Origin of the sequence: Spirosoma endophyticum (assembly GCF_900112365.1) — a bacterium.
Taxonomy (GTDB): domain Bacteria; phylum Bacteroidota; class Bacteroidia; order Cytophagales; family Spirosomataceae; genus Spirosoma; species Spirosoma endophyticum.
In genome coordinates this window covers 843,439-864,075 of the sequence record NZ_FOLQ01000001.1, presented here as the reverse complement: position 1 = coordinate 864,075, position 20,637 = coordinate 843,439, and the positions used below count along the sequence as shown (strand labels likewise).

16 protein-coding genes are annotated in these 20,637 nt (G+C 50.8%); 6 read left to right on the top strand and 10 right to left on the bottom strand.

The genetic code is table 11. The features are described 5' to 3' along the window. The first annotated feature begins 110 nt into the window (after positions 1–110). Positions 111–284: a hypothetical protein gene (locus tag BM202_RS37060; RefSeq protein WP_177236488.1), complete on the top strand. Its 174-nt coding sequence runs from the start codon at positions 111–113 to the stop codon at positions 282–284. Positions 285–566: 282 nt separating this feature from the next. Here BM202_RS37060 and BM202_RS03340 read toward each other — a convergent pair whose 3' ends face one another. The 4 genes from BM202_RS03340 to BM202_RS03325 form a co-directional block, all read right to left on the bottom strand. Continuing rightward, entirely contained in the window at positions 567–2,000 is a 1,434-nt protein-coding gene (locus BM202_RS03340; RefSeq protein ID WP_262507659.1) for a TolC family protein, read from the bottom strand. 103 nt (positions 2,001–2,103) lie between these two features. Beyond that, on the bottom strand, positions 2,104–5,337 hold the full coding sequence (locus BM202_RS03335) for an efflux RND transporter permease subunit (RefSeq protein WP_093823028.1): 3,234 nt from the start codon (positions 5,335–5,337) through the stop codon (positions 2,104–2,106). 49 nt (positions 5,338–5,386) lie between these two features. After that, entirely contained in the window at positions 5,387–6,523 is a 1,137-nt protein-coding gene (locus BM202_RS03330; RefSeq protein ID WP_093823027.1) for an efflux RND transporter periplasmic adaptor subunit, read from the bottom strand. Between the two features lie 289 nt (positions 6,524–6,812). After that, the gene (locus BM202_RS03325; RefSeq protein ID WP_093823026.1) at positions 6,813–8,528 is read right to left on the bottom strand and encodes a tetratricopeptide repeat protein; all 1,716 of its coding nucleotides are present in this window, start codon (positions 8,526–8,528) and stop codon (positions 6,813–6,815) included. A 284-nt stretch (positions 8,529–8,812) separates the two neighbouring features. On the opposite strand from BM202_RS03325, the gene BM202_RS03320 reads away from it, so the two are divergent. After that, entirely contained in the window at positions 8,813–9,169 is a 357-nt protein-coding gene (locus tag BM202_RS03320; protein ID WP_093823025.1) for a sensor histidine kinase, read from the top strand. Positions 9,170–9,258: 89 nt separating this feature from the next. Here BM202_RS03320 and BM202_RS03315 read toward each other — a convergent pair whose 3' ends face one another. Beyond that, complete coding sequence (locus BM202_RS03315; RefSeq protein ID WP_093823024.1) at positions 9,259–9,456, bottom strand: hypothetical protein; 198 nt, start codon at positions 9,454–9,456, stop codon at positions 9,259–9,261. 239 nt (positions 9,457–9,695) lie between these two features. On the opposite strand from BM202_RS03315, the gene BM202_RS03310 reads away from it, so the two are divergent. After that, entirely contained in the window at positions 9,696–9,911 is a 216-nt protein-coding gene (locus BM202_RS03310) for a hypothetical protein (protein WP_218160504.1), read from the top strand. 36 nt (positions 9,912–9,947) lie between these two features. After that, entirely contained in the window at positions 9,948–10,217 is a 270-nt protein-coding gene (locus BM202_RS03305; protein WP_245776499.1) for a hypothetical protein, read from the top strand. A 182-nt stretch (positions 10,218–10,399) separates the two neighbouring features. On the opposite strand, the gene BM202_RS03295 is transcribed toward BM202_RS03305, so the two are convergent. Next, entirely contained in the window at positions 10,400–11,317 is a 918-nt protein-coding gene (locus tag BM202_RS03295; protein ID WP_093823022.1) for a hypothetical protein, read from the bottom strand. Between the two features lie 162 nt (positions 11,318–11,479). On the opposite strand from BM202_RS03295, the gene BM202_RS03290 reads away from it, so the two are divergent. Continuing rightward, a complete protein-coding gene (locus BM202_RS03290; RefSeq protein WP_093823021.1) occupies positions 11,480–12,880 on the top strand; it encodes a chloride channel protein in 1,401 nt (466 codons plus the stop codon). A gap of 22 nt (positions 12,881–12,902) precedes the next feature. Here the strand turns inward: BM202_RS03290 and BM202_RS03285 are convergent, their stop codons facing one another. Continuing rightward, positions 12,903–14,159 carry a cation:proton antiporter gene (locus BM202_RS03285; protein WP_093823020.1) on the bottom strand — a complete coding sequence of 419 codons (1,257 nt, stop codon included), beginning with the start codon at positions 14,157–14,159 and terminating at the stop codon, positions 12,903–12,905. A 93-nt stretch (positions 14,160–14,252) separates the two neighbouring features. Between BM202_RS03285 and BM202_RS03280 the strand changes: the two genes are divergently transcribed. Next, complete coding sequence (locus BM202_RS03280; protein WP_093823019.1) at positions 14,253–15,647, top strand: DUF389 domain-containing protein; 1,395 nt, start codon at positions 14,253–14,255, stop codon at positions 15,645–15,647. Between the two features lie 332 nt (positions 15,648–15,979). On the opposite strand, the gene BM202_RS03275 is transcribed toward BM202_RS03280, so the two are convergent. The 3 genes from BM202_RS03275 to BM202_RS03265 all read right to left on the bottom strand — a co-directional run bounded on the left by BM202_RS03275 (position 15,980) and on the right by BM202_RS03265 (position 20,599). Continuing rightward, positions 15,980–17,344: a sensor histidine kinase gene (locus BM202_RS03275; RefSeq protein WP_093823018.1), complete on the bottom strand. Its 1,365-nt coding sequence runs from the start codon at positions 17,342–17,344 to the stop codon at positions 15,980–15,982. Positions 17,345–17,409: 65 nt separating this feature from the next. After that, positions 17,410–18,087 carry a response regulator transcription factor gene (locus BM202_RS03270; RefSeq protein ID WP_093823017.1) on the bottom strand — a complete coding sequence of 226 codons (678 nt, stop codon included), beginning with the start codon at positions 18,085–18,087 and terminating at the stop codon, positions 17,410–17,412. Positions 18,088–18,382: 295 nt separating this feature from the next. Beyond that, positions 18,383–20,599, bottom strand: a complete 2,217-nt coding sequence (locus BM202_RS03265; RefSeq protein WP_093823016.1) for a bifunctional alpha,alpha-trehalose-phosphate synthase (UDP-forming)/trehalose-phosphatase — start codon at positions 20,597–20,599, stop codon at positions 18,383–18,385. Positions 20,600–20,637 lie beyond the last annotated feature (38 nt).

Below are 20,637 nucleotides of genomic sequence, written 5' to 3'. Positions count from 1 at the left end.
GGTTATTTTAAAAACTTCTCTGAACGCTTTATTGTCAGTATACCCCACTTCACTCATCACCTCGAAAATGCTTTTTCCAGGGTACTCTTGGCAACTTCCACTTTTGCCCGTTGCAAATACTCAACGGACGTATTACCCCTGGCTTTGGTAAATCGCCGATCAAAATTGCATCGGCTTATGGCCAGTTCTTCAAAGAAAATACGCTCGCTCAAATGCTGTTCAATGTACGTTTATGCTTTGCACACCAGGTCATCGCCGTGGTTTTTCTGAACCTGAAAAAATAAAAAAGGGTGACTGCGAGGTTCGATCCATGTCAATTCGAAAAACTTTTGAACAGTAGATGGCCGTCGGCCGACGTATTTCTCCGCTAAAAAAAAGACCAGATGCAGAAATGAGTAAGCCCCCCGTTGGTGTAGAATCCTTCTTCAGCCGTAATTACCTTATCGGCCTGAAGATTAAGTTTGGGGAACATCTGCTTAAAGCTGCTTTCCGCACGCCAATGCGTTGAACACGTGGGGTCATCGCTGACTTGTAACGTAGGTCAACGAATTGAGTTTACGACTCTTTTACTGCCAGCCGCCCCCCAACGATCGATACAAATCCGTGATCGCCAGAAACTGAGCCTGTTTGGTGTTGATGAGGGCTAACTCCGCTTCCAGCACGCTCCGTTGGGCGGTGATGACTTCCAGATATGACGCATAACCTCCCGCAAACAGATCGTTCGACGTAGTGACGGCTTTTTCCAGCACATCCACCTCCTGTGCCTGTAAATCAGCGACGCTCCGGTAATTCTCCACTCCTTTCAAGTTGGTCGTCACGTCGCTGAAACCCGTCAGAATGGTCTGCTGATACCGATACAGCGACTCCCGGCTCTGCGCGACCGACTGCCGGTAGTTGGCTTTCACGAAGCGCCGATTCAGGATTGGGCCCGATAAACCACCCAGCAAGCCAGCTGCAATGGAAGCCGGGTTAAATAACACTGCCGTACGGAAGGCATTCAGCCCCAGATAGGCAGTCAGATTCAGACTGGGCAGAAATTCCGCTCGTGCTACGTCGATATCCACATTAGCCGCCTGAAGATCAAGCTCAGCCTGTTGAATATCGGGTCGGCGAACCAGCATTTGAGCGGGAATGCCCGTCAGGACCTGGCCCGGCAGTTCGCGATCCTGAAGGGAACTGCCCCGAACAATCGGCTGGGGATACCGACCCAGCAGCCGGTTCAGTTGATTCTCGTTTTCAATGATACGCTGGCGGACCTGTCCCTGTCGGCTTCGGGTATTGAGGAGCTGGGCTGTGAACTGCTGAACCGCCAGTTCGGTTACCCGACCCGCTTCTTTCTGGATACGAACTAACCCCAGCGCGTTCTGTTGGTAGTTGATGTTTTTCTGGATGATTTCCAGTTCACCATCCAGTGCCAGCAGCCGGTAATAATACTGGGCAACTTCCGCAACCAGGGCGGTTATGACTGCATGACGACCCTTTTCAGAGGCCAGAAAGCGTAAGTAAGCCGCTTTTCGACGGTTACGAAGTTTACCCCAGATATCTACTTCCCACGTACTGCGAGCCCCCAGAAAATAGTCGGGCGTAGGGTTCGGGATTACCTGATTTCCCCGAACATTATCCGACAGATTGGTATCGTAATTTCCGACGCCATTCAATGTATTCTGACCGTACCGATCTACCCCCGCCGATGCGACGGCGTTTACCTGCGGAGCCAGAAACCCCTGCGTGTAGTCAAAAGCGGCCCGAGCGGCCTCGATACGTTGCGTCGCGATCCGTAAGTCCAGATTTCCCGCCAGTGCGGTATCAATAAGTTGCACGAGCTGAGCATCGGCAAAGAAATTTCGCCAGTTCTGACTGGCGATGCCCAACGTATCGGCCTGACCCGCAAAGGAAACGGGCATCGGGCGAGCCGACGGCTGGAGTAGGGGTTTGGGCATCTGACAGCTACTCAGTAAGCTTACGCTTAGCAGGACGCTATAAATTAAAAATACCCCCAACCGACCCGTCGGACCGCCCCAAAAGGGGGCTCTATACCAACAAGCGTTTTTAGCCCCCTTTTGGGGCGGTCCGACGGGTCGGTTGGGGGTACTTGTAACTCGCTTATTTATGAATGACGGAGCCATTGACGTGCGTTTGGGTGGATAACTGAACCGACGTCGTGTCGGCCTTCTGTACTGGATGATCGTTCAGGTCACCGTCGGTGGGTTTGCGGGTACTAAACCGTTCGGCGAGTTTGGCGAAGAAAACATACAGGCCGGGGACAATGATCAAGCCGAACAACGTACCGGTGAACATGCCCCCAGCCGCTGCCGTACCGATGGACCGGTTGCCCAGCGCCCCAGCGCCCGTGGCCATACACAGCGGAATCAGACCCGCGATAAAGGCGAACGAAGTCATTAGAATCGGACGTAGTCGCGAAACCGCCCCCTCTATAGCCGCGTCCAGAATCGATAGTCCTTCGCGTTGGCGCTGGCTGGCAAATTCGACAATCAAAATGGCGTTTTTACCAAGCAATCCGATGAGCATCACCAGCGCCACCTGCGCGTAAATGTTGTTTTGTAAGCCCATCAGTTGCAGGAAGAAAAAGGAGCCGAAGATGCCGGTGGGGAGCGATAAGAGAACCGATAAAGGTAAAAACACACTCTCGTACTGCGCCATCAGCAGGATATATACGAACACTAGACAGATCGCAAAAATGTAGAGCGCCTGATTGCCTGATTCGACCTCTTCCCGCGACATCCCTGACCATTCGTAGGCAAATCCTTTGGGCAATGTCTGAGCCGCAACTTCCTGAACGGCCTTGATCGCGTCGCCACTGCTGTAGCCGGAAGCCGCATCGCCGTTGATCATGGCTGAGGTGTACATGTTGTAGCGCGTGATCTGCTCGGGACCATAGACGCGCTCCAGCCGGACAAAATTGGAATACGGAACCATTTCGCCCTGATCGTTCTTGACGCGCATGTTCAGTACGTCTTCGGGTTTGGTTCGGTAGCTGGGAGCGGCCTGTACCATCACTTTGTACATTTGCCCAAACCGGATGAAATTAGACGCGTAATAGCTGCCCATCATCGTTTGCAGGGTGCTCATGGCGTTGTCGATAGATACCCCTTTCTGGGAGGCTTTTTCCTGATCGACGTGCAGCAGATACTGCGGAAAACTGGGGTCGAAACTGGTAAAGGCATCGCTGATTTCCGGGCGTTTTTTCAAAGCCGCGATAAATTTCTGCGCTACGTTGGCGGTTTGCGTCAGATCGCCACTGCGGCCCCGATCCAGCATTCGGATTTCAAATCCACTCGAATTACCGAAGCCGGGCACCGTAGGCGGTGGGAAGAATTGAATCGTCGCGTCGGTAATGTGTTTGGTCTTTTCTTCCAGGGTTGCAATCAGTTCCCGCATCGAAATTTTTCGTTCGTCCCAGTGTTTGAGGTTGATCATGCCCATGCCGTAGGAAGCTCCGGCACCGTCGGTCATCAGACTAAATCCGGCCAGCGTCGATACGTTCTCGACGGATTCCTGCTGGGAGGCAATCGCTTCGATGGCGTCCAGTACTTTCTCTGTTCGGTCAACGGTGGCGCCGACGGGGGTCGTTACGTTGACGTAAATCATGCCCTGGTCTTCGGTTGGAATAAAGCCACCCGGCAGTATCGTGCTAACACCCCAGGTCGCCAGCATAAACAGCCCCAACAGGCCCCACGTAATGGCGCTCCGGTTCGCTACCCGACGGAGTAACCCCTGATATTTGCTCGCCAGCAAGTCATAGCTTTCATTAAAGCGAGTGAAGAAGCGACCCAATAGCCCTTGCCTTTTCCCGTGTACGGGACGTAGCAGAATAGCACACAAAGCGGGCGTGAGCGTCAGCGCATTGACGCCGGAAATGACAATGGCAATGGCCAGTGTCAGGGAGAACTGCCGGTAGAAAATGCCCACCGGACCCGTCATGAACGCCACTGGTATAAACACGGCTGACATGACCAGCGTAATGCCCACGATGGCTCCGGCAATCTCGCCCATGGCGGCAAACGTAGCGGCTCGGGGTGTCAACGGACCCGATTCGCCACCGGACTCTTCCATTTTGGCATGAACCGCTTCGACCACCACAATGGCGTTATCGACGACGATACCGATGGCCAGCACCAGCGCAAACAGCGTCAGCAGATTGATGGAGAAACCAATGGAACTCATAAAGGCGAACGTGCCAATCAGGGCCACCGGAACCGCCAAGGCACAAATCAGGGTGGAGCGCCAATCCTGCAAAAACAGAAAGACGATAATAAATACCAGCACGAAGGCTTCGATCAGGGTGCGGACCACTTCGTGAATGGACGCGTCCAGGAAGCGCGATACGTCGTAGGCATAATTGTAGGTCATGCCCGAAGGGAACGAGCTTTCTTTTAGCTCGGCCATCCGCGTTTTGACGGCTGCAATCACGTCGCTGGCGTTGGAGCCGGGCCGCTGTTTGAGCATGATGGACGCCGATGGTCGTCCGTCGTTTTTGGACAAAACGCCGTAATCCAGCGAACCAAATTCCACCTCGGCTATATCTTTTAAGCGGAGCAGCGAACCATCGATGTTGGTACGCAGGATGAGGTTTTCGTATTGGTCCGGTTCGAAAAACTTACCGGTATAACGGAGTACGTATTGCAACGTCTGCGGAGCCTGGTCGGCGCTTTCGCCCGCTTTGCCAGGTGCCGCTTCTACATTCTGCTTGCGAATACCGGCAATCACTTCGTCGGGCGAGATGTCGTAGGCCGTCATGCGGTCGGGTTTGAGCCACACGCGCATGGAGTAATCACGGCTTCCCATAATCGCGGCAAATCCCACGCCGTCGATCCGCTTCAGTTCGGCCAGTACGTTGATATCGGCAAAGTTGTAGATGAATTTCTCATCAACCTTAGGGTCGTCGCTGACAATGTTGAGGTACAGCAGCATACTGTTCACCTCTTTTTCCGTCACGACCCCCGCTTTGATCACTTCTTCGGGCAGTTCGTCCATCACCGTCGTCACGCGGTTCTGTACGTTGACAGCCGCCAGATCGGGGTCCGTGCCCACTTTGAAGAACACCGTGATGAGCGTAGACCCGTCATTCCCCGAAATGGACGTCATGTAGGTCATGTTGGGCACCCCATTGATGGCGCGTTCGAGCGGGGTTGCTACCGCTTTGACGCACACATCGGCACTGGCACCCGTGTACCTGGTCGTTACGGTGACCGACGGGGGCACAATATCGGGAAACTGCGTAACGGGCAGACCCGTCAGCGCCAACACCCCCAACAGCACAATGACCAGGGAAATGGCCGTAGAGAGTAGGGGTCTTTTTACGAACGTATTGAACATGAGTCAGTTATTTCGGATTAGTCGAGGGTAGTGGGCCTTAATTAATTCATTACCGGGCCGATGCGTACAAAGCCTGTAAGCTTTTGGCGGGTAACGACCGGGGTACGATGCGCATACCGTCCTTCAGGCTTTGAATGCCCTCATAAACAATGCGGTCTCCCGACTTAAGACCCGACTGAACAATGTAAAACTGATCGACCCGGCTACTCGGGATAAAATTTCGGCTTCTGACTTTATTGTTAGCGTCGACTACGTAGACGAAGTTTTTGTCCTGTACTTCAAAGACGGCTTTCTGCGGCACTAGTAGGGCATCATCTACGTCGGTCGAGAGCCGGACTTTACCGGTCGATCCGTGCCGAAGCAGTCGTTTGGGATTGGGAAATGTAGCCCGAAACGCAATCGTCCCGGAGTTGTCCTCAAATTCGGTTTCGGTGGTTTCGATTTTGCCTTTGAAAGGGTAAGCAGAATCATCGGCCAGCAATAAATCGACTTCCCGAACGGTTGTTTTGTCGGGGTCTAGCCGCTTTTTGATGAAAGACAGGTATTCTTTCTCCGATACGTTGAAATAGGCATACATCTGCCGAAGATCGGAGATGGATGTCAGCAGAGCCCCTTCTTCAATCAGGCTACCCCGTTTGAACGGAATCCGGTTAATAACGCCATCGAAGGGTGCCCGAATGCTGGTCAGTGAGACATGAAATCGGGCTTTAGCCAGGGCGGATTTGGCGCCATTGATACCCGCCCGGGCGGTTGCCATTTTCGATCGGGCGAGCTTCAGTTCCGAGGGCGATATGACGTTTTTATCGACCAGCAATTTAACCCGACCCATCTCTACCTCCGCGGATTCGGCCTGGGCAATGGCACTCTCCAGATTGGATTGCGCCCGGTCCACTTCTACCTGGAACTCGGTGGGGTTGAGTTGGAAAAGAAGTTGCCCCTTATGAACCGGTTTCCCTTCATCAACTAGGATTTTATCTAAAAATCCAGCGACCCGAGCGCGTACCTCCACATTCTGTACGGCTTCAAGATTACTGGCGTAATCCCGGTCAAGCGTGGCGTCCTGATTGGTGAGTTGAATGACCGGAAGCGTCGGCGCGGAGGTTTCCGGCTTTTTTTCGCTTTTCGCTGAGCAGGCGGTGAGCAAGGTGCCGATGAACAGGGCTAGTATACCCGAATAAGATTGCATACAGGGATTTGGTCTGAACGATGAACTCGTAGCGCCGTAAATGGCAGTTCGCTAAGCGAATCGCTACGTTAGCTACCGGTGCAAATACGCCTGCACAAGTAAAGACCAGCTTAGAAAATTCTTAGAATTTGCTTAGAAGTGGAGAATCTGTATTGATTAGACTTGAAAAAGCACAAAAATTACTTCTTCCCGTGAAAGTTGCTGGACGTTGTGTACAAGGCAAAAAACCGCTACCAGGGATCGGAGCCCCGGTAGCGGTACGATTACATATCAACTACGAAAAAAATAATTACTGGTCAGTCGCTTCCGTGCCGGGAGCGGAAATTCTGGCTAAGTCCTTATTCTCGGGGAAAAATGATAGTCCCTTTTTCAGCCATTCATTTCGGGCGTTTTCATCTTTCGTGACCAGCTCATTGTACGAAATCAAGTACTTGAACGCCAGCACCAGATCTTTTTTGTACCGATTCCGTTCTTCCTCCTTATCGGCGGTCATGTTAATGAACTGCTCGAAATAGGGCTTCGCTTTTCCATTCAGAACGGCTTCTTCGGGCGTGTAGGCGTAGTAATTTGCTTTTGCCCGGTAGAGAACCGTCGGGGCATAATCGGGCGAGGCTTTCTGCGCCAGCGCCAGGGCAGAATCGGCCATCGCAAAACGAGTGGTATCACGTATCAGTTTTCCGAGGCTATCGCGCTGGAAACCAAGTGTGTAATTGCTCATTCCATACCGAAATAAGTCCTGCACATCGGCTTTGAAACCATGTTTTGCGGCCGAATCGAGCGCGGCCACGGCTTCGGGGTGTTTCTTGGCCCGGTAATAATATTTGGCGATGTCGCTGTATAGATTCTCCGTCGTATCGAAGGGAGCCGCTTTGGCGAGATTCAGAATGCCTAACGAATCGTTGATTGCTTTTAACGAATCGCTGCCGGGATTTTCGATACCTAAATACGCATTGCCCAGGTATCTGTAATCGTCGGGCATGATCTTTTCAGGCGCTTTTTCCAGGAACATAGTAATGTTCTGGATGGCTTTCTGTGGCTGTTTAAGCGATGAATACGACCAGCCTTCGATCCGGTACACGATTGGGTTCTGGGCCAGTATCGTACGGTTGCTATCGATCAGGTTTACGGCCCGCTGGTAGTCTTTTGCCAGAAAATGAAACTGAGCCTGACGGAGCAGCGTTTCCTGTCGTTTGTCTTTCGATACGTTCACGTACTGGTCGATGTAGCTGGCCGCTTCCTTGTAGCGGTTCACCAGAAAATACAACTCGGCTAACTGGTTGTAGGCCGGTGCGTACGTTTGATTGGCTTCAATAGCTTTTTTGTAATTCTCAACGGCCAGATTCAGGTTGCGTCCCTGCCAGTAGATGTCGCCAATCCGCTGATAAACCCGCGACGGATTCATGCCCAGTTCAATAGCACTTTCGTAACGGGAAACCGCTGTGCCCGCGTCCTTATTCAGGTAATATGCATCGCCCAGCGCCAGTTGAATCGCGGAGTTTTTCTTGTCGCGATCGGTAGCCCGGTTCAAGTAATCAATGGCTTTGGCGGCATTGACGACTTTCGGATAGATTGGCTTGATCGAGCCATTGCCGGGAGTCAGATAGCCCGTATATGCTTCGCCGATCCGAAAAAGAATCTCCGCGTTTTTGCCTTTACTCTTATCGACAACCTCCGCCAGTTTAGGATCGGCATTGGTCATGTCGTTCTTGACGAGATACGTAATGGCAGCACCGGTCTGGTTAAGCGGAACCCGCTTTTCGTCCATCGGAATGCCTTTCTCGAACCAGATGCGTGCCGAATCGGGCTGACCAGCGCGGAGATAGCCATAGCCAGCGTCGAAATTCATTTGTACGGATGGATTCTGCTGAGCGTTCCGGATAAGAAGCGTTTTGGCTTCGTCGAACCGTCCAAGATTCATCAGGGTATTTGCATCGGGGGATGGGGTTTGTGCCAACGCAGTGCCAGCCAGCCCCGAAAGAACTAATAATTTAAGTTGAGTATTCATGCTGTGCTTAGGTTTAGTGGCTTCAACACGGCGACTCATAGTCATCTGGAGAAGCCTACGCAAACTAGGGCACAGACCTAAGAAGAGGCTTAAGGATTGCTTAGAATTCGCTTAGAGATTGATTATACAGCGACAATAAGCATCAACAGTCATGTCGATAGATCTCAAGGGTAATTACTCAAGCTTAACCGAGATACGCCTGCAGCCACTATGTTGCCATTTCGGCTACGGGCCTATAACCCACAGGAAGAAGTGGGCGTACTGGCGCAGGCCTCGAACAGCCAATGCCCGTTAGGGTCTGGGGTAACGCTTATCTGCTCAAAACGGCTCTGTTAAATCTGTCAGACAATGCGGCCAAATACTCCGGTGGGCAGCCCGTTACCCTGTTTCTTGAAATGGACACTAAAGAGCGGGCACGCATCCGAATCGAAGACCGGGGCATTGATCTAACACCCGATGAAGAAGAGCGTGTGTTGCTGCCTTTGATTCATGGGTCTGACGTACAGGTAATCGATAGGTTCGGAATTGGGTTAACGCTGGCCCGTCGCATTATTTCCCTACATCTGGGGCAGCTATACTTACTGCCGCGCTCAGGAGGAGGTACGTTAACCGACATTATTTTACCCTTACAACTGGCTTAACTACATTACCATTCACCACTCAGTCCGTCCAGGGCATTATGGACAAGCCCTCGAACCCACCTGATGCTCCAGTAACCCGAAGCCGGTTTTCAGGCGCAAATGCGAACCCGTGTGAGACGAATGCCGGGTTGGTTGAACTGACGTTGCATTTCAGTGAATACCCAATCAATAGCTTCGTCTGGATCGGTAGCCGTCACCAACAAATCTCCATTTTGTCGGATGTTGCGATTCGTCTCATCAAGAACGTCAAACATGACCCGAATCGACAGTTTCTTTCTAGTAACCATATTGATTTATTAAATGAACAGAGATACTGGTCAATCAATCCAACCTGTAACATCCTGTTGCATACCTGGCCCTTGGTCGCGACTGATGTAGGATTGATATTGACTGAGAATTTCTCCTTTCGTTAATTATAGGCTAAAATTAGTAGTTATATGATTTACTTGTATTGTATATGGCAAAATAATATTATAAACTGCGAACCAGCTTTAGATCGGGCGAAGTAGCCAACCCGATGAGCCGGGTGATGAACTACCTGATGCCCGGCACCATGCCGCCCACCGTTGTGCGGTTCGATGCGTCGAGTTTGTTCGGGGGACAGTTGGCGTTCAGCAGCCAGGCGTCGCTGGGACAGCTACGAGTTGCCCCCCGACGGATCATCACTGTGTCGGCCAACATCAACAACCAGGATTTGAGCACAGCTATGCGGGATGTGCAGGCGGCCATAACGGCTGCCTGACAACCACCTAAAGAATTAGTAGTTGAATTACGGGGATTGACTCAACTGCTTCAGGAAACCTTCAGCAGACATTTACGGGACGTATCAATCGCATCGCCAACAGCGTGGCCCGAAACCCGTTCGGAACTGGTCGAAATCGATTTTCAGAATAAAGGTGATAAATTAAAACCCGGCCTGTTTGCCTCGGTTCGTTTGCCTGTGAGTAACTCAAGTGTGGGGAGCTTATACGTACCAAAATCAGCCGTAATCAGTACCCCGCCTTCTCGACCGCTTTTTGAACCAGACTGGCGATGCGATTATCGGTAGTTTGTACGGTCAATAGATGATTCGGGACTTAGGTATTTACGTTCCAGTCATCCACCTGTCGCATCGGCTATCCGATCAATATCATTCAGCGGTAACGTTACCGCTGCTACGTCGTCACTCGTTTTGATATTCGTCTTGAAATGTAGGGTTTCCGTAAAGTTGATTTGTTCGTCTTTCGTTACTTAAAAAAACCAGAAACTGTCCCGAAGGCGAAATTCAACCGAACCTAGATACGCATCTTTCGTAAAGACAGCCGCCCGGTAAATGCCCGGCTTGATGTCGGTTCCCGGACTGAGATTAAAGAAAATACGCTGGGGATTTTTGGCAAAATTCACGGCCTGTGTGGCATGCACCGGGATTACCTCGTTTACGTCGGGCAACGTAACGGTAGCGCTGTGAAGGGCAGGTGTCATCGGCTGTTGCTGCTCATCGGTCAGGCTCAGGTACACTTCCTGTATGCCTTCCAGTTTAAACACGGCTGGAATGTTGAGCGAGATAGTCAGGGTATTAGCCTTCTTCGCTTTAGCCGTCACTTTTTTATTCGGCTTGCCAACTTCCACCAGAAACGCGTCGCCAGTGATGGCTGAACGCGGCACCATTGTCAATACCTGGGCATCGATGGTACGCAACCGCTGTTGCAAGTCGTTTTGTTGCTGCCTCAGTTGCTCGCTCGACTGGCTTTGCCACTTGATTTTATCATGCATCGCCACCATCTGATTTTCCAGACTGTCGCGGGCAATCGATAAGCGGTTCAGATGCTGGTTTAAATCCTGGATGGTACGTGTCTGACCGGCGTTATGCTGACGCAGCGTATTGACAGCCTGGTTTCGTTCATTCAACTGATCATGTACGTTTTCTAAACGTTTGTCCAGATAAGCCTTATCCGCGGTAGCCGTTTCGAGCTGGCTATTCAGCTGGCGAATGTCGCCTTCGAGCTGGAGTTTGACGGATAGCAATGAATCGGCCCGTTGCTCTGCCTGATCGAAACGAGTGGTTAACGTTCGATTGTTGTTCCAGTAAAGGCCACCCGCAACACCCAGGCCAATCAGGGTCGCCAGTATCCAGGCCAAAGTTGTGGGGGTACGTTCCGTTGTTTCCATGCAAGCCTTGGTTTGGTAGCTCAGTTATAATTAAGACAAAAGTGAAATCGGCTATTTATAAAGGCATTAAAGAGTCCTTAGAATTTGCTTAGACTTTGCGTTTCGCCTAATCATCTGCTAAATCGCTACGTTATCTACTCGAATCCGTTATTAGTCGACTGCATGCCCAACCGATTTTCCCGATACGCGCAGGTACTGGCCTGGCTTGATCAATACGTTATTAAACGGCTTTATACCGAGCGTGTCCGCCGGGTAATTCTCCAGAGTTTACCCTTCTGGGTCGCTTCCCTGTTGACTGGCCTGGTCGCTGTAGGCTACGAAGAACTGTTTGTGTGGGCTGAACAACTCAGTTTCACCTGGATGCGGATGCACCCCTATCTGACGCTTATCACGACACCCATAGCTTTTTTGGTTGCCTGGTGGCTGGTTGCCAAACTGGCTCCTGCGGCTCGTGGGAGTGGCATTCCACAGGTAATGGCTGGTATAGAACTGTCAAATCCGACGACGCATGCACGTATCTCGTATCTGCTTAGCATTCGGGTAGCTATTGTCAAAGTGCTGAGTAGCGTCATTTTGTTGATCGGGGGAGGAGTAATTGGTCGGGAGGGGCCAACGATACAGATTTCGGCGGCTATTTTTCGGGCTATTAACCGCCTGCAACCGGCGGGGTGGCCACAACTATCCCGGCAGATTGCGCTGGTTACGGGTGGAGCGGCTGGTCTGGCTGCTGCCTTCAATACACCGCTGGGGGGCATTGTCTTTGTTGTTGAGGAGCTTACACAGACGCACATCACCCGGTTTCGAACGGCGGTTTTTACGGCCGTCATCATTGCCGGTATGACTGCTCAAGCCATTCAGGGACCTTATTTGTATCTGGGTTTTCCAAAAGTTACCGCGTCGACGGGCTGGTTTCTGGGTGTTGTTGTACTGGTCGCAATGGTTTGTGGTCTGGCGGGCGCTTTGCTGGCCAAGTCGTTATTGTGGCTGAATGCCTATCGGCAGCGATTTAGCACGTTGCCGGAAAAAGCGGCCTGGGTGGCTACCTGCGGACTCGTATTGGCCGGACTCGCTTTCTGGGTCGGTACGGAGGCCGTTGGCACCGGAAAACCCATCATTAACCGACTGTTGTTTCAAAATGACCATTTAACGCCCTGGTATCTTTTCCCGGTACGGTTTGCGGGTATGGCGCTCAGCTACAGCGGTGGAGCCGCTGGGGGTATTTTCGCTACGTCCCTAAGTGCCGGGGCTATTCTCGGCGATGGGCTGGCCCGACTCATACATGTCGCACCTGGCGATACGAATTTGGTCATTCTGGTGAGTATGGTCAGTTTTCTGACAGGTGTCGTCCGGTCCCCATTTACGGCGGCCATTCTGGTACTGGAAATGACCGATCGGCATTCGGCTATTTTTCAATTATTGCTGGGCGGTCTGATGGCGCAGGGAGCTGCCTCGCTGGTCGATCCCGTATCGTTTTATGAGCATTTAAAAGACGGATTTGTCCGTGAAACGATGACACAACCCGTTGTCAGTGAGCCAAATGGAAAAGAAGTAGAAACTAAATAGATGCCAGGGTTTATTCAGGCGCTCAACTCGTTTTGTCGGGTGGATATAACCGCCGAATAAGCCGTTCTATGGTTAATCCCTGTCCAATTACAGAGAACAACACGACCGCATACGTTATGGTGACGATGAAATCTTTCTGCGGTAATGAACCATCAATCGACAAAGCCATAGCAATCGAAAGGCCCCCTCGTAACCCGCCCCAGGTCAGCATTACCGGCGCATTGTTGTCAAGGTCGAGCCAGCGACGAGCCAGTGTAAAGGGAATTAGAATGGCTAAATACCTGGACAACAAGACCAGTAGTACGACGAGTAGGTATATTGACCATTGGGTAACTTGAAAATCAACCAGGAGAAGCTCAAGGCCAATCAGGACAAAAAGCAAGGCATTCAGAATCCCGTCGATAAGCTCCCAGAACTTATCGACGTACTCTTCCGTGAGCTGGCTCATGGCATCCTGACGACTGTTATGACCTCCTACCAGAAGTCCGGCTACCACCATCGCCAACGGCCCGGAAATATGAAGTTTCTGCGCCAGTAAGTAGCCACCCATAACACCCGCTACCGTTATGATTACTTCGGTCTGGTAATGATTGATCGAACGCAGCAGCCAGAACATGCCATACCCCAGAACGATCCCAAAAACGACACCTCCGCCGGCTTCTTCAAGAAATAGTAAAGCTATTTCACCGGCACTGATGCTATCGGCACCGTTTATGACAATCCGGTAAATCGAGGCAAATACAACAACGCCCACGCCGTCGTTAAAGAGCGATTCGCCAACAATGTTAAGTTTGACATTATCGGGTAGTTTGAATTTGCTTAGAATTCCCAATACGGCGATCGGGTCGGTGGGTGAAATCAAGGCGCCGAACAGCAGGCAAAGCGGGAATGATAAAGCAAGGTCGAGATGCCGGGTCAGCAAGTAAAGTCCTGTTCCAACCAGGGCGGTGCTTAGTAACACACCAATAAAAGCAAATAGCATAACGGATCGTCGTTCGACCCGTAGTTTAGCTGAATCGGTATGGAAAGCGCCTGCAAAAAGCAGGAAACTTAACATGACATCGAAAAGAGCTTTTTCAAAATTAATTTCTGCAACCGTCTGACGGACAGCGGCCAACTGATTCGGGTAGATTGAGTTCAGGCCAATCAACAGAACAGAAAAGCTGAGGGAGCAAACCATAATGCCAATGGCATCGGGCAGTTTAAGCAGCCTGGTATTCAGATAAGCAAACACCGCTGAAGCAACGATGAGTAGCGTAATGAGGGAGAATAGATCCATGATTAATTGGCGGAAGCAGGCAAGTTTACATTAACTTTCGATTAAAACCGCAGTTTATTTTAGGTGAATAACTAGTAATTGAACCAGTATCTGATGATCATTAATGACCCCAAAATTCCACAGTCGAACCGGCCTAATCTAATTACGCGCTTTCGTCAAATGATCCGCGAGCGGTTCAGTCTGGAAGAGGACAAAGACGATGAAGCAGAAGTCATACAAGCCATTAGCCGGGGAATTGAGTTTCGGGGTATCAACCTGTGGACCCTGATTTTTGCCATATTCATTGCCTCGATTGGCCTGAATATCAACTCGCCGGCGGTTATTACCGGTGCTTTTCTTATCTCGCCTTTGATGGGGCCAATTATGGGTATTGGAATGGGCGTGGGTATCAACGATCTGGCCATGATCCAACGGGCTATAAAGAACATAAGCCTGGCAGCATTTATTAGCTTATTGACCTCCACGCTCTACTTTTTCATAAGCCCACTGCATCTGGCTCAATCTGAATTGCTGGCCCGGACATCACCCACTGTCTGGGACGCGCTAGTGGCATTTCTGGGCGGCCTCGCTGGTATTGTTGCCGGTTCGCGACGGGAGAAAGTGAGCAATGTGATTCCGGGAGTAGCGATCGCTACCGCCCTGATGCCGCCCTTGTGTACAGCCGGTTATGGCTTAGCAACGGGCAACCTGTACTACTTTGCGGGTGCCTTTTATCTGTTTCTCATCAATGCCATATGCATCAGCATCGCTACGTTCCTGATTGTCCGATTTCTGAATTACCATCAGAAAGAATATCCCACACCGGAGATTGAACGCCGGGTGCGAAACACGATCTGGTTTGCCGTTTTAATTGTGGTGATTCCCAGCAGCTACCTTGGCTATCAGATTGTTCGGAAAACTATCTTCGAGGAATCGGCGAAGCGGTTTGTAACCAATGAGTGCAATTTTCAGTACCGGCAGGTCATTAACTACGCAGCGCGCTTTAATCGCCAGCAGAGTACGCTGGAACTTTCGTTGGTGGGTGAGCCATTACCCAAGGATTCGATTAACGTGCTGCGGGCCAAAATGCCAGCCTATAACCTGAGTGATGTGAGCCTGGTCGTTAAACAGGGGAATTTTAAAGACACAGAAATTGATGTAAACGCCCTTAAAACAACACTGGCCGACCAGGTCATTCAGTATAGCCAGGCAACCATTTCCCGAAAAGATCATACCATCGACTCGTTACGTCAGTATATCGAGCTGACCCAAACGTCGCGACTACCGGTAGCTGATCTGCGGAATGAACTCAAAATACTCATGCCCGATATACAAACGTTCACGGCCGCCCGGTCGCTGGTCATGAATGCAATCAGTAACAAACCCGATACGGTCATGCTGGTGTATGCCCGTTTTTCGCGTCGGCATACAGCGGGTGAAAAACAACGCATCGAGCGATGGCTACAGAGCCGGACGAAGAGCAAAAAAATAAAACTGCTGGTCGAATAACGAATTTGACGTAGCGCGGTCAATGGAATAGATTGGGAATATCGACGGCCCAGGCAATAAGCAACGTTAACAGGACTAAAGCGCAGATTACTAAAATCAACCAGTCAGGTTTGCGGGGTTTTTCGTCGTGTAGATACTTCGAATTAGTTCGAGTTGACCTTGGACTGGCTGGCCCTGGCGGAAAGATCGGAGTGTAGGAATGAATTCGATTTTTAGTAGTCATCGTATCGTTAAGCTACGTACTATGGCGGTTTTTCAGATAGCCAAAGTTGCTATGTACGACTTAAGATCCGCTGATAAACTCCTTAAAATCTGCTTAGAATGAGGATAGTTTAACGGGGTAGTTCGATACTGAATACCGTCGGTTTACCCGGCATGGACATAACACTGATTTGTCCTCGATGAAGACGAATAATACGCTCCACAAGCGATAGGCCCACGCCATACCCACGCACATCGGCGGTTTGACGGCTGCGGTAGAAGGGTTCGAAAATATAGGGGAGATCGGCTGTCGGGATGGCCTGGCCGGTGTTCTGAATCCGGATAGTCACTACGTCCTTACTGAAATCTATCTGAACTATCGCCTGCCCGTCATCGGAAAATTTGCAGGCATTTTCGGTCAGGTTTTTTAAGGCCGTCGCCAGTAAGGTTTTATTGCCCTGAACGGCTAGCTGGTCGGGATCATCGGGCAATGCGCCAAGTTCTATGTTGACCTGATAACGCGGATTTACAGCGGTGACTTCGTCGCGGATATCCCATACAATTTCGTCCATCCGTACGGTATCGGTCAGTAAGCCAATGGCATCCTCCTGATTGACCTGCGAGAGCTGCAGTAATTCGTGCGTCAGGGTTGCCAGATCACGGACATCATCCAGCACAGAACGTATCGTTTGTCGGTAAGCCTCCGGTTCCCGCTGATTTAACAGGCTGACTTCCAGTTGCGAACTGATCTGAGTCAGTGGGTTTTTTAATTCGTGCGATACATTGGCCACAAACATTCGCTGTAATCGAAACGACTCGGCCACCCGATCCAATAAGCGGTTAATTGTAATCGATAACCGGCTGATTTCGTCATTCTCTTTATTGACATCCAGGCGCTCATCCCTATTTCGGGGAAAAATGGCGCTGACGGTCTGATCGATCTGCTGCATGGGCTGTAAGGCATCGCCCGCAAAGAACCAGCCCGAGAAGGCCGTAATGCCCGCAATCAGGCAGAACAGACCGGTTAGTGCCCATAGGAGCCGTCGTAAAAACTCGTCGCCATAGGTATTTTCGGCGCTGGCCACCACCACATATTGACCCGACGCGGTCATGAACCGAGTACCCGACAGGTAGTACCGACCCTGTTGAAAATCCTTTTGTTTTTTCTGCCGAATGTCAGCCAATGCAGATTTTGGTATCGTTACCGGCAGGGCTTCGTTGGTAAGGAAAATGATCGAATCCCGGCTATCGAACACCATAATTTTCTGATTGGGTAACTGGTCTTTCCGAATGCGCCCCAATTGCCGAATCAGTTGGGCATCCAGCCGATGGCGAATGAGCATATCGCCCGCCGTACTGGCTTTCCGGTCGAGTCGCCGGTAAAAGTCTGATGAGATGAAGTACCAGCAAAAGGCATAGATACTCACAAATGCCAGCAGTAAAATGCTGGATACCAAGCTTGTAAAGCGTAAGGTCAGCCGTTTGCGAATAGTCATAAAAGTCGATACTCAATAGTCATCAGTCGACAGCCACTATTGACTACTGACTATCGACTGATGACTTACTCTTCTTTAAACATATACCCCATGCCGAAATGGGTGTGAATCAGTTTTTTAGGGAAATCCCGGTCAATCTTTTTGCGGAGGTAATTAATATAAACTTCTACTACGTTGGTGCCGGTATCGAAATTCAGATCCCAGACGTGCTCGGCAATCGACGGTTTGGAGAGCACGCGTCCCTGGTTGCGCATCAGGAATTCCAGCAGCGCAAACTCGCGGGCTGTCAGCTCAATTGGCTGTCCGTCGCGCGTAACCGACTTGGTGTCCAGGTTCATTTCGACACCGCCATATCGTAAGGTTTGGGAGGTCATGGATACCTGCATGCCGCGTTTGGTCAGCGATCGTACCCGAGCCAGTAGTTCGGTAAACTGAAACGGTTTGGTCAGGTATTGGTCGGCCCCGGCATCGAAGCCCGAGACTTTATCTTCCGTTTCGCCCAGCGCCGTCAACATGAGAATAGGGGTCGTTAGGCCTTCCGCCCGCAACTGCCGACAGAGTTCATACCCATTCAGGCCCGGCAAAATCAGGTCGGTAATAATGGCCGCATAATTATTCTTCAATGCCAGACGCTTGGCGATCATCCCATCGTAGGCAATATCGACTTCAAACTGACTTTCTTCCAGCCCCTGCTGAATCGCCTGTAGTGTTTTCTGCTCATCTTCGACAACCAAGAGTTTCATAACGTTCTGAAAAGTAAGGGTTTTAGTTTCTGTAAGGAGCCGTTTTCTGGAAAGAGCCGTTTTAGCGACCAGGCTGATTTGTAGTGTAAACGAGTTTACTACATTCGTGTTCTAAGTAAATTCTAAGGTCTCGTTAAGCGCCCCCTTATCAGCCCTGCCTACTTTGCCGATGGTGAGCGGTGAACATGCATTTCGTTCGTGACGTCGGTCCATAGGCTTACAAACGATACGTATCAGTCCAAGCAAAAGCCAGTGGTCTCAATCACTGGCTTTTGCTTGGTACGGTGGTTCTGAATCAGACGGCAACCAGGGCTTCACTCATGCGCTTGAGCAGTGTTTCGACGTCCTGTTGCCGGGCCAGTCGATACCGTGCAAACGACATACCCGGTCCCACTTTCATGGTGTACGCCCAGTTTGGTAACTGCCGGAACATATCCTCATCGGTGGTGTCGTCGCCAATGCTGACAATAAAATCGTAGGGCTTTTGGTCAACAAGCGTAAGCGCTACCGTCCCTTTGCTGTGTTGAGCGGGTTTCACTTCCACCACTTTGTTGCCCTGAATAACCGCTAATGGAATGGACGATGACACCCGACGTAGCTGCGTTGACAGATCAATGGCCTGTCCCTCAATATCATCACTCTCAACCATCCGGTAATGCCAGGCGATAGCCGTTTCTTTTTCTTCGATAAATGATCCGGGAAAGCGATCCACAAAGTAATTCATGGTTGAACGCACCGGATCGACCCAGTCGTCCGTCGATAAATCGAGCCGTTCCCAGGGGTGATCCGGTTTTTTCAGAAAAGCCCCATGTTCGGCCACCAGGTGAACGGGAATGCCCGTAAAGGTCTTCTCCAGAAACGATCGATTCCGGCCGCTAATGACCACTACGTCACTGCTTTCGGCCAGATTTATCAATATATTTTGAAGGTCTCCGGAAGGACGGGCTTCGGCTGGGTCGTTGACAATAGGCGCCAGGGTTCCATCAAAATCAACAAGGAGTAATCGCTTGCGGGCGTCGGTGAACGTAGCAATAAATGGCAGAACGGGCAGGTCGGTTTCTAAATCGGTTGGGTTATTGATCATATCGTTGAGGGCAGTAAGAAAATCGTGACTCCACCGGAAAACGTTGTGATTTTGCAAATGCGTCCGCATCTGCATTAATCGCTGCTCCTGTTCAGCCAAAGGCATTAATAACGCCTGTAGGATGGCATCGGCCACTTCCTGGGTGTCAGTTGGGTTAATAATAATGGCGTCGGGTAATTCCTGAGCAGCTCCCGCTAATTCGCTCAGGATTAACACCCCTTTGTGGTCATGACGACTGGCTACGAACTCTTTGCAAACCAGGTTCATGCCATCCCGAACGGGGGTGATCAGGGCAACGTCGCAGGCGGTGTATAAAGCCATCAACTCCGTAAACGTCAGCGACCGGTAGGAATACACGATAGGTCGCCAGCCGATGGTGCCAAACAGCCCATTGATACGTCCAACCGTCTCTTCAATCTCCCGTTTAAGCTCCTGATACTGCCCGATCTTATCGCGTGATGGCACCACAGTCATAACAAAAGTCACCTTGTCGTGCCAGTCTGGATGCTGAAGTAGAAAGCGTTCGTACCCCAGCAACCGGGACGTAATTCCTTTCGTGTAATCGAGCCGATCAACTGAAAAAATGATTTTGTTGTGCCGGAGTAAATTCTTGAAATGTTGCTGGGTTGCGAATACCTCGGTATCCTGTCCGCTTGTATTGAATTTATTAAAATCAATGCTGATCGGGAAGTCCTTGACAAAGGTCGAGCGGTTGGGTAAAACGATACGTTGGTTAATAATGGGCAGGCTCAGCACCTCAGACACACTCTGTAGGAAATGCTGGACATAATCCGTCGTATGAAAACCAACGACATCCGCGCCCAATAGGCCTTCGATGAGCGCCTGCCGCCAGGTTCGGGGCAACAGTTTTATGATTTCGTAAGTCGGGAACGGGATGTGAAAGAAGTAGCCAATGCTGATGTCCGGCATGGCCTGCCGCAGCAGATCGGGCAGCAACATCAATTGAAAATCATGAATCCAGACTAAATCGCCGGGTTCAATCAAGGCGGTTAGTTCCTCCAGAAAGCGTGTGTTGGCCTGCTTGTAGCTCTCGAAATCGTGTTCTTTAAAAGACGCGTAGGAGGGGAAATAGTGAAACAAGGGCCAGATCAGGTCGTTGCTAAATCCTTCGTAAAATCCCTTGTGAACGGCTTCATCCATAAAGACCGGATGCGCGACAAACGTATCGTTTTCCAGGGCAGCTGCGTCGACCTGCTGTAACGACGTATCACCATGCCCGATCCAGTGAATTTTTGTGGCTGAATTTTCCTGCGTCGGCCCCATCTGTTCGGCCATTGACAATACAGCCGAAACAAGGCCACCCGAATTCTGGTGGAGTTCGGGCCCTTCGTTCGTCTGCTGAATGGAAAATGGCAATCGATAGGAAACAATAAGTAATCGTTTAAACGAGGATTTAAACGTCTGCATGGCGTTGATGCGCTACTGAGCGCCCAGTGTATTCTCAC

What these genes read in the sequence shown, in the direction of transcription:
- BM202_RS03335 (WP_093823028.1), bottom strand. Translation starts at nt 5,337, where the DNA reads ATGTTCAATACGTTCGTAAAAAGACCCCTACTCTCTACGGCCATTTCC.
- BM202_RS03275 (WP_093823018.1), bottom strand. Translation starts at nt 17,344, where the DNA reads ATGACTATTCGCAAACGGCTGACCTTACGCTTTACAAGCTTGGTATCC.
- BM202_RS03265 (WP_093823016.1), bottom strand. Translation starts at nt 20,599, where the DNA reads ATGCAGACGTTTAAATCCTCGTTTAAACGATTACTTATTGTTTCCTAT.
- BM202_RS03290 (WP_093823021.1), top strand. Translation starts at nt 11,480, where the DNA reads ATGCCCAACCGATTTTCCCGATACGCGCAGGTACTGGCCTGGCTTGAT.
- BM202_RS03325 (WP_093823026.1), bottom strand. Translation starts at nt 8,528, where the DNA reads ATGAATACTCAACTTAAATTATTAGTTCTTTCGGGGCTGGCTGGCACT.
- BM202_RS03315 (WP_093823024.1), bottom strand. Translation starts at nt 9,456, where the DNA reads ATGGTTACTAGAAAGAAACTGTCGATTCGGGTCATGTTTGACGTTCTT.
- BM202_RS03280 (WP_093823019.1), top strand. Translation starts at nt 14,253, where the DNA reads ATGATCATTAATGACCCCAAAATTCCACAGTCGAACCGGCCTAATCTA.
- BM202_RS03330 (WP_093823027.1), bottom strand. Translation starts at nt 6,523, where the DNA reads ATGCAATCTTATTCGGGTATACTAGCCCTGTTCATCGGCACCTTGCTC.
- BM202_RS03285 (WP_093823020.1), bottom strand. Translation starts at nt 14,159, where the DNA reads ATGGATCTATTCTCCCTCATTACGCTACTCATCGTTGCTTCAGCGGTG.
- BM202_RS03320 (WP_093823025.1), top strand. Translation starts at nt 8,813, where the DNA reads ATGCCCGTTAGGGTCTGGGGTAACGCTTATCTGCTCAAAACGGCTCTG.
- BM202_RS03295 (WP_093823022.1), bottom strand. Translation starts at nt 11,317, where the DNA reads ATGGAAACAACGGAACGTACCCCCACAACTTTGGCCTGGATACTGGCG.
- BM202_RS03270 (WP_093823017.1), bottom strand. Translation starts at nt 18,087, where the DNA reads ATGAAACTCTTGGTTGTCGAAGATGAGCAGAAAACACTACAGGCGATT.